This window comes from Sulfitobacter sp. SK025 (assembly GCF_003352105.1).
Lineage (GTDB): Bacteria > Pseudomonadota > Alphaproteobacteria > Rhodobacterales > Rhodobacteraceae > Sulfitobacter > Sulfitobacter pontiacus.
On record NZ_CP025808.1, the window covers coordinates 1,561,913 to 1,573,917 of the forward strand.

Below are 12,005 nucleotides of genomic sequence, written 5' to 3' on the forward strand. Positions count from 1 at the left end.
GGCGATCCTGAATGTCGAGTGGTTGCCCCTGTTGCTATACCGCTTCTTGCGCCTCGGCCAGTGTTTGCATCGCGTCCAGCGCCTCTAGCAGCACCTGACGGTCGGCACCGGGGCGGGAGGCCTGCTCGGACAGGGTACGCCGCCAGACCCGTGCGCCGGTGCGACCGGCAAAGAGCCCCATCATATGGCGCGTGATCTGGTTCAGCTTGCCGCCGCCGTCGATATGCGCGTCGATATAGGGCAGCATCTGCGCCACGACATCCTCGGGTGTGGTGTCTGCGCCGGTGCCGTAAATGCGGCGATCCGCCTGCGCCAGAATATCGGTCGGGTTATGATAGGCGCTGCGCCCGATCATCACGCCATCCAAACCGGCGTCCAGAAACGCCTCTGCCTGATCGAGCGAGGTGATGCCCCCGTTGATCGAGATATGAAGGTTCGGGAACAGCCCCTTCATCCGGTGCACCAGCTCGTAGTCCAAGGGGGGAATGTCGCGGTTTTCCTTGGGGCTGAGCCCCTGCAGCCACGCCTTGCGCGCGTGGATTGTCACCCGTTCACAGCCCGCGCCGACGATCTGCGCCAGAAACTCGGGCAGCACCTCGGCGGGGTTCTGGTCATCCACGCCGATCCGGCATTTGACGGTCACGTCCACATCCACCGCGCGGCGCATCGCCGCGACGGATTTGGCCACCAGCGCCGGTTGCTCCATCAGCACCGCGCCAAAACAGCCCGATTGCACGCGATCCGACGGGCAGCCGACGTTCAGGTTGATCTCGTCATACCCCGCCTGCGCCCCGATCCGCGCCGCCTCTGCCAGCTCGTCCGGGTCAGACCCGCCAAGCTGCAAGGCCACGGGATGCTCAGAGGTATCATGATCCAGCAAATGCAACGCACCGCCGCGTACCAAGGCAGGCGAGGTCACCATTTCGGTATACAGCAACGTCTGCTTCGAAAACAGCCGATGCATGTAGCGACAATGCCGGTCGGTCCAGTCCATCATCGGGGCGACCGAAAGCCGTGCGGCGCGGGTGAGATCGGATCTATGTCCCATGATGGTCTAAGCCTTATCGTCTATCGAGCTGGAAATATGGGGGTTCGGGAGGGTCAATGCTATAGCGGGGCGGGCATGGCAAGGGGCAGGGGGCCGATATCACGCGCCTGTTGTCTGCCTAAATCCGCGGCATTGGGCCGGAATGTGCAGGGCCTGATGCGTTTATTACCCTGATTTTGCCCAAATACTGCCATATCTTAACACTTATATCACACTGTCGGAGCCAAACTACCGACAGGCGACCGAGAATCGAATCGACCGGCGCACAAATTGAACGACCCGAGAGATGGCAGAGATGAACATGACAGATACAGCGCAAGACCCGCAGACCAATATCCTTCGCTTCGTGCCCGCAGCGGCGACGTGGCAATGCGTGACCGTGGCGCAGCATTTTGGGGCGACCCCCGTGGTGCCAGCGGCGAATGACAATTACGCCCCGCAAGATCACGAAGGGGCCCAGACCAGCAGCGAAATGCTTGATTTTCTGTACCGCGTGGCCCGCTGAATCCTCTTCAACGGTTCGGACGGCCTAGCCGGTTCGCCAGATCAGCCGATGCTGTCACGCTTGAGCCGCGCAGAACGGCCCCCCCGCCGCTTCGTCAACGCACCCGCCCGCGATGGCAGCTCTGCCATGATGCTGCGGCGCTCCTCGGGCGTCATACGCGACCACGCGCCGATCTCGTCAATGGATCGGTAACACCCTGTGCACAGGCGCGTCTCGGGGTGCACCACGCAAAGTTTCACGCAGGGGCTTTCGACTTCGTTCCGCTTCCAGATCTCGTCACTCATCGCTTTATCCTCGCGCTGTCGCGCTTATCTGGCCTCAGGCCGACGCGCCCTGCGCCTTGATCACACGCAAACGGTCCAGCACCCCTTGCAGGATATAGCCCGCGGCCACGTGGTCGATCACCTCGGCGCGGCGGCGACGCGATGTATCGGCCTCCAGCAGCGCACGCTCCGCGGCGACCGTGCTCAGCCGTTCATCCCAGAACCCGATAGGAATATCTCCCAGCCGGTCAAAGTTCCGCGCAAAGGCCCGTGTCGACTGACAGCGCGCGCCTTCCGATCCGTCCATATTGCGCGGTAGGCCCAGCACCACCCCGCCGATCCCGCGGGCGGCAATGATCTCTGACAGGCGGGTGGCATCAACTCCGAATTTCTTGCGGCGCACCGTTTCCAGCGGGGTGGCGATCGACAGAAAACTGTCGCTGACCGCAACGCCGATGGTCTTTTCCCCAAGGTCCAGCCCGATCAACGCCTGCATCGGGGGCAGGGCGGCGGCGAAATCTGTTATGTCGTCATAGATCATTCGGTTACCCCGGCGCGTTCGCCCGCGCGCTGAATATCATCCATCGCGGCGGGGTCATCGGCAAAGACCTCTACCGCATTCTCGTAAATCGCCCGTGCCCGTGCCGTTTCCCCCAGCACGCCAAGCGACGTGATCAACCGCGCCCAATCCTCGACCGGCCCGCCCTGGCTGGCAAGCCGCGACGACAGGCTTTCGACCATGCCGCCGATCATCTCCATCCGTTCGGCAGGGGTCATATCCTGCGCCGCGTCGATATCCTCGGCCGAGGGGCCGCGCAGCGCGCCGCTGCCAATCTCGGGCACGGTATAGTCCACACCGGCCATCGTGGCGATAGGGGTGATCTGCGCCAGGATTGGCGCGATCCACGGGGCATCCTCAGGGCCGCGGCGCAGCAACCCGTCCCACATGCGGAACGCCAGATCAGGGCGCCCGGTTTGCACCAGCATCAGCCCCCAATAATACCGCGCCGTGCCGTTTTCGACATCACGGGTCAGCACCGCGCGCAACACCGCCTCGGCTTCGGGCGATACATAGCCCCCCGCCGCCATCACCAGCAGCTCCGCATAGCCCGACACATCGTCAATCGAGGCTTCCGCCCCCTTGAGGCGCACAACCTTGCCCTGCGCGGCGGCGGCGGCGGCATAGTTGCCAACGCGCGCCTCGTTCTGGGCCAGCAGGACATGGCCCTGCACATCATCGGGCCGCGCGGCAACCGTTTCGCGCAGGCGGGTCAGCAGCGCTTCATATTCGGGGCTGAGCTCGGGCGGCAGATCGGCGGCGGGCAGCTCTGCCTCGGCGGTGGCCTGATCGGGTCGGTTCCGGCGCATGTCTTCGGCCCGCGCGATACGGTCCTGCAACGCCAGATCCCCATAGCCCGGCGCACCCAACTGCCAGTAGAGCCCAAGGCTTCCGCCCAGCAAGACCAACGCGATCACCACGATGACGATGGGCGACGGCGTGCCACTTGCGGCGGGAGTATTTTGTCCGGCAGCATCCGCGGCCAGAATACGGCGCGAGATTTCGGTGCGCACGCGGATGGCGTCTGCTTCGGGCAACACCCCGCGCGCGACATCGCGTTCAACCTCGGCCAGCTGGTCGCGATAGACCTGCACGTCATGGGCGGCACCGGTCTCGGCAGGCGCGCTGGCCCCACGGGTCAGGGCACGCGCCAGCAACACGGTCACAAGGGCGGCACCGGCGGCGGCGATGATCCAGAAACTCATAAAGATGCGGTCCAGTAATTATAGGTGCTGCACATCTAACCGCTACGGCGGGATGACAAAAGAGCCCATATTGCTGCACCTTGTCGCGGCGGCGGGTTGGTTTTTGCCAGATTGCGGCGGATGTCGTAAAACTGTTAAGGAATGCCGCGCCGGGTATCCTCTTTTTCGCCCGAAGACCCAGAAAGAAGCCAAGCCTACGCCACGGCGTACGAATCTTTGCCGGAGACCGCTTTCATGAAGAAATACTCAGCCTTTGCCGTCGCCCGCGAATCCCTGCGCCATCATACCGGCTGGCAGCGGGCCTGGCGCGATGCGCAGCCGAAGAAACGCTATGACGTGATCATCGTCGGGGCCGGGGGGCATGGTCTGGCGACGGCCTACTACCTGGGTAAAAACTTCGGCATCACCAATGTCGCCATTCTAGAAAAAGGCTGGCTCGGGGGCGGCAACACGGGCCGCAACACCACGATCATCCGGTCCAACTACCTGCAAGACCCCTCCGCTGCGATCTATGAAAAGGCGCGCTCGCTCTACGAGACGATGAGCCAGGATCTGAACTATAACGTGATGTTCAGCCCGCGCGGCGTGATCATGCTGGCGCAGACCCAACACGAGGTGCGCGGCTACCAGCGCACGGCCCATGCCAACGCGCTGCAAGGGGTGCAGACCGAATTCATCGCGCCCGAAAAGGTCAAGGAACTGGTGCCGATCATCAATATCGACGGGCCACGCTACCCGGTTCTGGGCGGGCTCTGGCAGCGCCGTGGCGGCACGGCACGCCATGATGCGGTGGCCTGGGGCTATGCGCGGGCCTGTTCCGACATGGGCATGGACGTGATCCAGAAATGCGAGGTCACCGGCATCCGTCAGGAAAACGGCAAGGTGACGGGCGTGTCGACCAACCGTGGCGATATCGACTGTGACAAGCTGGGCATGGTGGTCGCCGGCCATTCCGGCCATCTTGCTGATATGGCGGGCTTCCGTCTCCCGATCGAATCTGTCGCCCTTCAAGCGCTGGTGTCAGAGCCGATCAAACCCTGCATGGATGTGGTGGTCATGGCCAATACCGTGCATGGCTACATGAGCCAGTCCGACAAGGGCGAGATGGTGATCGGCGGCGGCACGGACGGCTATAACAACTACACCCAACGTGGCTCTTTCCATCATATCGAGGAAACGGTCCGCGCCTTGGTCGAGACCTTTCCGATGGTGTCCCGTCTCAAGATGTTGCGCCAATGGGGCGGTATTGTGGATGTGACGGGGGACCGCTCTCCGATCCTGTCCAAAACGCCGGTCGAGGGCGTGTTCGTCAACTGTGGCTGGGGCACCGGCGGGTTCAAGGCGATCCCCGGCTCGGGCTGGGCCATGGCCGAGCTGATGGCCAAGGGGCGGTCGCCGCTGACGGATGCCTTCGGCCTGAACCGGTTCCAGGAAGGGCGGTTCATCGACGAATCCGTGGCCGCCGGGGTGGCGCATTGATCGGCGCGCGGAAACCTGCCCGCACAATGGGGCTGTGGAACTTTTTGCCCGTGAACGGGGTTTGCACTTCATATCAAGTTTATGAAGGACCATTCCCATGGCTACGCCTGACAACAACCAAGCGCCACACACCACCGTCAACAAAACCAGCGGCACCGGATCGGGGATCGTCATCGGCGTTCTCGTCGTTCTGGTCCTTGGCTTCGGCTTTTACTTCTTCGCCGGTGGCAACCCGATGGACGACTCTGGCGACATCAACGTCAACGTCGAAGGCGCGGCCGATGGTGCTGCCGATGCTGTTGAAGGCGCGGCCGAGGAAGCAACCGGCAACTAAGCCGCTTTCCACTCTATCCAATATGATCAAGGCTGGCCCTCGCGCGGGGGCTGGCCTTTTTGCGTTTCAACCGACCCTAGAAAGGAGCGCCCCATGCTGACCCTGACATGCCCCAACTGCGGCATCACCGCCGAGGAAACCGAATTCCACGCGGGCGGCGAGGCGCATCTGAAACGTTTTGGTCCGGGGTCCTCTGACAGCGACTTCGAAAAATACCTGTTCATGCGGGAAAACCCCAAGGGCGTGCATTTTGAACGCTGGCGGCATGTCTATGGCTGTGGCAAATGGTTCCACGCCGCGCGCGATACCATGACGCTCGAAGTCTTCGGCACCTATACCGCCCAGACCAGCACGGTCCCGCAAGAGATCATCGACAAGATACAGGACCGTCGCCCCGATTGGCAGGCCTCCGCCGCCCCATGACCGCTGCCGTTCTTCATTTTGCCAAGAAAACTCCCGCCGGAGGCGCCCGCGCTTTCGCCCCACACCAAGGTTTGACTTCATGAGCACCAGAATTGCCACAGGCGGCCGCCTGCTGAACAAATCAAATGCTGTCAGTTTTTCGTTCAACGGAAAGCAGCTGCGCGGGTTCGAGGGCGATACCCTGGCCTCGGCCTTGCTGGCGAATGACCAGATGCTGGTGGGGCGGTCGTTCAAATACCACCGTCCGCGCGGCATCGTGGCGGCGGGCCCGGAAGAACCCAACGCGCTGGTGAACCTCGGGCAGGGCGACCGGTTCGAGCCCAACCAACGCGCCACGACCACCGATCTGTTCGACGGGCTCAAGGCGGAAAGCCAGAACCACTGGCCCAGCCTCGAATTCGACATTGGCGCGATCAACAAACACCTGAGCCGCTTTCTGCCCGCGGGCTTCTACTACAAGATGTTCATCCACCCGCGCCCCTTCTGGAAGCATGTCTACGAGCCGATCATCCGCCACTCTGCCGGTCTGGGCAAAGCGCCCAAGGAGACCGATGGCGATACCTATGAGCATTTCCACGCCTTTTGCGATGTGCTGATCATCGGCGGTGGTGTCGCGGGGCTCGAGGCCGCGCGCACGGCGGCCCTGTCCGGTGCCAAGGTCATCGTGCTGGAACAGACCGCCCATTGGGGCGGCCGCGCGCCTGTGGATGGTGGAACGGTCGATGGCACGCCTGTCGCCGATTTCATCGACGCGCTGGTGGCAGAGCTGTCGGGGATGGCAAACGTCACCCTGCGCACCCGTGTCATGGGGGCGGGGGTCTATGACCACGGCTATGTGCTGGGCTATGAACGTCTGACGGACCACGCGCCCGAGACTGCCGGGCCGCGCCACCGGCTCTGGCGCATTCGCGCCGGTCATATCGTGACCGCCACCGGCGCGATTGAACGGCCTTTGTCCTTTGCTGGCAATGACATCCCCGGTGTGATGCTGGCCGCATCTGTGCGGGATTATCTGGTGAACTATGGCGTGTTGGTCGGGGATCGCACGGTGGTGGTCACCAATAACGACGACGCCTACCGCACCGCCATCGCCTTGACCGAGGCCGGTCTGACCGTGCCCGCCATTCTGGATGCCCGCGTGCTGCCGCAGGATTCCGCGCTGATGACGCGCGCCAAAGATCTGGGCATTCGCGTGATGATGGGTCATGCCGTGGCGCGGGTGACGGGCGGCAAACGCGTCACAGGCGTAGAGGTGTGCAGCCAGGCGGGCGAGGGTGCGGTGCTTGAAACCTTCCCCTGTGACGCCGTGGCCATGTCGGGCGGCTGGTCGCCGGTGGTGCATCTGTGGTCCCATTGCGGCGGCAAGCTGACCTGGGATACCGCCGGGGCCATGTTCCGCCCCGATGTGAACAATCCGCCGCTGGGGGCGGACGGGCATGGTTTTGTCACCGCTGCCGGTGCCGCGGGTGGGTTCTTTGCGCTGGATGACATCTTGCACGACGCCCATGCCGCCGCGGATGGGGTGGTCACGACGCTGGGGTTCAAGCTGCCCGCCGATGCCGTCTCGCCGAATGCCGACCGGCAAGAGGAAGCGCCGCTCGCCCCCGTCTGGATGATGCCCCAAGGCGCAAATGTGAAGCTGCGCGAGAAGACGTGGCTGGATTATCAGAACGATGTCAAAGTGTCAGACGTGCGGCTTGCCGCGCAAGAAGGCTTTGTCAGCGTCGAACACGCCAAACGCTATACCACGCTTGGCATGGCGACGGATCAGGGGAAGCTCAGCAATATCAACGGGCTGGCAACGCTGGCGGGCGCGATGGATGCGGATATTCCCGCCGTTGGGACCACCACCTTCCGCCCGCCGTACCACCCGATTTCGATGGGCGCGATTGCGGGCGAGGCGCGTGGCGATGTCTTCCAGCCGATCCGCCGCACCCCGCTGCATGACTGGCACGAAGCGAACGGCGCTGAATGGGAGCCCGTCGGCCAATGGCGACGCCCCTATGCCTATCCGCGCAAGGGCGAAACCACCCATGACGCGGTGATGCGCGAGGTCACCAACACGCGTAGCAAACTGGGGATGCTGGATGCCTCCACCCTTGGCAAGATCATCGTCAAGGGACCGGACGCGGGGCGTTTCCTCGATATGCTTTACACCAATATGATGAGCACGCTGAAACCGGGTAAATGCCGCTATGGCCTGATGTGCTCGGAAAACGGGTTCCTGATCGACGATGGTGTCGTTGCGCGGATCGATGACGACACCTTCCTGTGCCACACAACGACAGGCGGCGCGGAAAGCATCCACCAGCATATGGAAGAATGGCTCCAGACCGAGTGGTGGGATTTCAACGTCTATGTTGCCAATGTCACCGAGCAATATGCGCAGATCGCCGTGGTCGGCCCCAATGCACGCAAATGTCTGGAAAAGCTGGGCGGCATGGATGTCAGCAAGGACGCGCTGGCCTTTATGGAGTGGGCGGACGGCACGCTGGGGGGCTTCAAGTGCCGCGTTTACCGGATCTCTTTCTCGGGCGAGCTAAGCTACGAGATCGCGGTGGATGCAGGGCAGGGGCAGGCCTTCTGGGATGCGCTGATGGTGGCGGGCAATGATCTGGGCGTGATGCCCTATGGTACGGAATGTCTGCACATCCTGCGCGCCGAAAAAGGCTTTATCATGATCGGGGACGAAACCGACGGCACCGTGATCCCGCAGGATCTGGGGCTGAACTGGGCGATCTCGAAAAAGAAGGATGACTATTTGGGCAAGCGCGCGCAGCAGCGGTCCCATATGGTGGACCCGACGCGCTGGAAACTGGTGGGGCTGGAAACAACCGACGGCAGCACCCTGCCGGATGGGGCCTATGCCGTGGGCGAGGGCGAGAACGAGAACGGCCAGCGCAATATGATCGGGCGCGTCACCTCGACCTATCATTCGCCGACCTTGGGCAAGGGGATCGCGATGGGGCTGGTCCTGAACGGGCCGGACCGCATGGGCGAGGTGCTCGATTTCCCCGGGACCGACGGCAAGACCTATCAGGCGAAAATCGTCGATCCGGTGTTCTATGACAAAGAAGGGGCCAAGCAAAATGTCTGAGGCGGTAAGCGCATTGAAAGCGGCGGAATTCACCGGCGGCATTGCCGAGGTCACCCTGATGGACCCGATTGGCATGATCTCTGTTCGCGGGGATCTGGGGGCGGGCTATATGAAGAAGGCGCTGAAAAAGGCCGTCGGCCTCGGCCTTCCCGACACCCGCAGCGTCCAGATCAACGGGGATCGCGGTGTCGCGTGGATGTCACCGGACGAGCTGTTGTTGCTCTGCCCCTACGATCAGGTCAGCGACACCATCGACATGCTGACCAAATGCTTTGGCAGCAATCACACGCTGGCGGTCAATGTATCCGATGCGCGGGCGGTGTTTCGCATCAGCGGGGCGCACAGCCGCGATGTGCTGGCCAAGCTCGCCCCGGTGGATCTGTCGCCAGAGAGTTTCACCCCCGGCATGATCCGCCGCACGCGGCTGGCGCAGGTGCCCGCCGCGTTCTGGATCGAGGACGGTGACAGCTTCCGTCTGGTTTGCTTCCGCTCGGTCGCGCAATATGTGTTTGATCTGCTCAAAACCGCGGCACAGGCCGGGTCCGCCCCCGAATATCATAGCACAGCGCGGTAAGCCGCTGGTCAGGGGCAGGGCGGCAGACTGGCGGGAACATTCGCCCCAGCCAGCCGTTTTACCCTTAAGTGGGTGACGATAGAAGCGCCCCGTCAGCCGTGCCGGTTTCCCCCTTGCGGGTCGATCAGCACTTGACCTTATGACGGGACGGGCTTCATGTGACCCAGACGCAATTCAATAACGGAGGCTTTTCTCATGGCTTTTACTCTTCCTGATCTTCCCTATGCCCACGATGCGCTTGCATCCAAAGGTATGTCCAAGGAAACGCTGGAATATCACCACGATAAGCACCACAATGCCTATGTGACCAACGGCAACAAAGCCATTGAAGGCACCGAGTGGGAAGGCAAGACCCTCGAGGAAATCATCAAGGGCACCTACAACCCTGACGCGGTTGCGCAAAGCGGTATCTTCAACAACATCAGCCAGCTGTGGAACCACAACCAGTTCTGGGAAATGATGTCCCCCGAAGACAGCAAAATGCCGTCCGAGCTGGAAAAAGCGATCACCGAAAGCTTTGGCTCTGTCGATAAGTTCAAGGATGAATTCAAGGCAGCCGGTGGCGGTCAGTTCGGCTCCGGTTGGGCGTGGCTGGTCAAGGACACCGACGGTGGCCTGAAAGTGACCAAGACCGAAAACGGCGTGAACCCTGTCTGCTTTGGTCAGACCGCACTGCTGGGCTGCGACGTTTGGGAACACTCGTACTACATCGATTTCCGCAACGCGCGCCCCGACTACCTGTCGAACTTCCTCGACAATCTGGTCAACTGGGACAACGTCGCATCGCGCATGTAATCGCGATATGATGGGTTAAGGCATCACGCCAACCTGTTGAAATATTTATATGAAAGGCCCTGCAGCAATCCGCTGTGGGGCCTTTTCTTGTGGAACCACCAACGTGATTGGGGCGTTTTACCTGTGAACCCACAAGATGAGAAGGAGACCACGATGGCAGAGCGTCACAGATCGAAGGACGGCGTCAAGGAAACCGACAAATACATCAGCGAAGCCGATGATATTGACCATCAGGGCCGCTCGGGCGGGGGGCTGCAACGCGATGTCGGCACGCAAGACGAAGAGAAACAGGTGGTCGACAAACCCGGCGCTGACACCCGCGTCACTGGCGAAGACAAACGCAACCACGGAGAAGACGCATGACCAAGATTGAAAATGGCACTTGGGTGCTGATCGCAGACGGTGAAAAAGCGCTGTTCATGGTGAATGAAACCGACGGAGAGGATCCGTTCCTGCAGGTCTTCCGCGAGGAAGAGCAGGACAACCCGCCGAACCGCGATCAGGCCGCCAATCGTCGTGGACGCTTTAATGATGGCCCGTCTGTGCACCGCTCGGCTGTAGACGACACCGACTGGCACCAACTGTCCAAGGACCGCTTTGCCAGCGAGCTGGCGGATATCCTGTACAAACAGGCGCATAAGGGCAAATTCGACAAGATCATTCTGGTCGCACCGCCGAACACTCTGGGTGAGTTGCGTCACGAGATGCACAAAGAGGTCGCAGACAAAGTCGTGGGCGAAATCCCCAAGACGTTGACGAACCACCCCATCGAAGAGATCGAGAATATCGTGAAATCGACGCTTGAAACAGCGTGAGGATGTGGCCGCATAGCAACAGTTGAATTCTGGCTATGCGGCCGGATCTATAGGTATTCGGGTTGCCGCAGGGCGGTGATTTGAAAGGGCATCCAAACCTGGGTGCCCTTTGCTGTATCGCGCTTGCTATCGGCGAACAGGGTGAATGGCGTTGGCGGTTTTCACCTACCGCCTATAGCACTCCTGATCCTGCTTCGCCGCCGATCAACCCGTTGCCGCGCAGGCGTTTTCTGCACCACCGCGCGGGCTGCCGTGCCTCACTTTACGCGGTCAGGCTGCGGCGCAGAACGTCCAGCGCGCCGCCAACGTCATCGACCGTATCCACATAGCCAAGCAGGCTTTCTTCGGCAAAGCCACAGGCGACGACATGATCCAGAAGCGCTGTTAGGGGATTCCAGTAACCATTTGTATTCAATAGGATTACCGGCTTCTGATGTAGCCCCAACTGGCGCCAGGTCAGCACTTCGAACAGCTCGTCCAGTGATCCGGCACCGCCGGGCAGGACCACCACGGCATCGCAATTCATGAACATCACCTTTTTGCGTTCATGCATGGTTTCGGTCACGACATAGGTGGTCAGATCGGTCTTTCCGACCTCCCATTTCACCAGATGATCGGGGATCACGCCAAAGGTCGTGCCGCCCGCCGTTTGTGCCGCGCGTGCAACGGTGCCCATCAGCCCCACGTCCCCCGCGCCATAGACCAGCCGCCAGTCGTTCTGGGCCAAAGCGCGGCCCAAAGCGTCGGCTTGTGCGGTATATTCGGGGTCATCACCGGGGCGTGAGCCGCAGTAAACACATACGGATTTCTGGACCATAAACGGGGGTCCTTTTTGCGAATATGCACATGGCATGCAGCTGCATTTTGACCCGTGATAGCCTGCTTGGTACAAGTCCTCAATGTGGGGA

Annotated in this window: 14 protein-coding genes; 9 read left to right on the forward strand and 5 right to left on the reverse strand. The window is 61.6% G+C overall.

Features of this window, described 5'->3' with window-relative positions:
• Positions 1 to 34: 34 nt before the first annotated feature.
• Positions 35 to 1,048: a tRNA dihydrouridine(20/20a) synthase DusA gene (gene dusA / locus C1J04_RS07545; protein ID WP_009826633.1), complete on the reverse strand. Its 1,014-nt coding sequence runs from the start codon at positions 1,046 to 1,048 to the stop codon at positions 35 to 37.
• A 286-nt stretch (positions 1,049 to 1,334) separates the two neighbouring features.
• Between dusA and C1J04_RS07550 the strand changes: the two genes are divergently transcribed.
• A complete protein-coding gene (locus C1J04_RS07550; RefSeq protein WP_005852598.1) occupies positions 1,335 to 1,553 on the forward strand; it encodes a hypothetical protein in 219 nt (72 codons plus the stop codon).
• A gap of 41 nt (positions 1,554 to 1,594) precedes the next feature.
• Here the strand turns inward: C1J04_RS07550 and C1J04_RS07555 are convergent, their stop codons facing one another.
• Genes C1J04_RS07555 through ccmI form a run of 3 tightly spaced genes read right to left on the reverse strand, consistent with a single transcriptional unit; the run spans position 1,595 to position 3,580 of the window.
• Positions 1,595 to 1,837, reverse strand: a complete 243-nt coding sequence (locus C1J04_RS07555; RefSeq protein ID WP_009826634.1) for a DUF1289 domain-containing protein — start codon at positions 1,835 to 1,837, stop codon at positions 1,595 to 1,597.
• A 34-nt stretch (positions 1,838 to 1,871) separates the two neighbouring features.
• On the reverse strand, positions 1,872 to 2,357 hold the full coding sequence (gene ruvX, locus C1J04_RS07560; RefSeq protein ID WP_009826635.1) for a Holliday junction resolvase RuvX: 486 nt from the start codon (positions 2,355 to 2,357) through the stop codon (positions 1,872 to 1,874).
• The gene (gene ccmI / locus C1J04_RS07565) at positions 2,354 to 3,580 is read right to left on the reverse strand and encodes a c-type cytochrome biogenesis protein CcmI (protein WP_009826636.1); all 1,227 of its coding nucleotides are present in this window, start codon (positions 3,578 to 3,580) and stop codon (positions 2,354 to 2,356) included. Before ccmI ends, ruvX begins: the two co-directional genes overlap by 4 nt.
• Before the next feature lie 234 nt (positions 3,581 to 3,814).
• Here ccmI and C1J04_RS07570 point away from each other — a divergent pair, with 234 nt between their 5' ends.
• The 8 genes from C1J04_RS07570 to C1J04_RS07605 all read left to right on the forward strand — a co-directional run bounded on the left by C1J04_RS07570 (position 3,815) and on the right by C1J04_RS07605 (position 11,097).
• Positions 3,815 to 5,059, forward strand: a complete 1,245-nt coding sequence (locus C1J04_RS07570; RefSeq protein WP_037954661.1) for a sarcosine oxidase subunit beta family protein — start codon at positions 3,815 to 3,817, stop codon at positions 5,057 to 5,059.
• A gap of 97 nt (positions 5,060 to 5,156) precedes the next feature.
• On the forward strand, positions 5,157 to 5,393 hold the full coding sequence (locus tag C1J04_RS07575; RefSeq protein ID WP_005852605.1) for a hypothetical protein: 237 nt from the start codon (positions 5,157 to 5,159) through the stop codon (positions 5,391 to 5,393).
• Positions 5,394 to 5,486: 93 nt separating this feature from the next.
• Positions 5,487 to 5,816: a sarcosine oxidase subunit delta gene (locus C1J04_RS07580; protein WP_009826638.1), complete on the forward strand. Its 330-nt coding sequence runs from the start codon at positions 5,487 to 5,489 to the stop codon at positions 5,814 to 5,816.
• Positions 5,817 to 5,895: 79 nt separating this feature from the next.
• Positions 5,896 to 8,913, forward strand: coding sequence for a sarcosine oxidase subunit alpha family protein (locus C1J04_RS07585; RefSeq protein ID WP_009826639.1), 3,018 nt, complete (start codon positions 5,896 to 5,898; stop codon positions 8,911 to 8,913).
• Complete coding sequence (locus C1J04_RS07590) at positions 8,906 to 9,487, forward strand: sarcosine oxidase subunit gamma (protein WP_009826640.1); 582 nt, start codon at positions 8,906 to 8,908, stop codon at positions 9,485 to 9,487. Before C1J04_RS07585 ends, C1J04_RS07590 begins: the two co-directional genes overlap by 8 nt.
• A 195-nt stretch (positions 9,488 to 9,682) precedes the next feature.
• Positions 9,683 to 10,282, forward strand: coding sequence for a superoxide dismutase (locus tag C1J04_RS07595; RefSeq protein ID WP_005852611.1), 600 nt, complete (start codon positions 9,683 to 9,685; stop codon positions 10,280 to 10,282).
• Positions 10,283 to 10,435: 153 nt separating this feature from the next.
• The gene (locus tag C1J04_RS07600; protein WP_005852612.1) at positions 10,436 to 10,645 is read left to right on the forward strand and encodes a hypothetical protein; all 210 of its coding nucleotides are present in this window, start codon (positions 10,436 to 10,438) and stop codon (positions 10,643 to 10,645) included.
• The gene (locus tag C1J04_RS07605) at positions 10,642 to 11,097 is read left to right on the forward strand and encodes a host attachment family protein (RefSeq protein ID WP_009826642.1); all 456 of its coding nucleotides are present in this window, start codon (positions 10,642 to 10,644) and stop codon (positions 11,095 to 11,097) included. The genes C1J04_RS07600 and C1J04_RS07605 overlap by 4 nt, the downstream gene beginning before the upstream one ends.
• 262 nt (positions 11,098 to 11,359) lie before the next feature.
• Here the strand turns inward: C1J04_RS07605 and C1J04_RS07610 are convergent, their stop codons facing one another.
• Positions 11,360 to 11,914 (reverse strand): TIGR00730 family Rossman fold protein, encoded by a 555-nt coding sequence (locus C1J04_RS07610; protein WP_009826643.1) that lies wholly within the window; start codon positions 11,912 to 11,914, stop codon positions 11,360 to 11,362.
• Positions 11,915 to 12,005 lie beyond the last annotated feature (91 nt).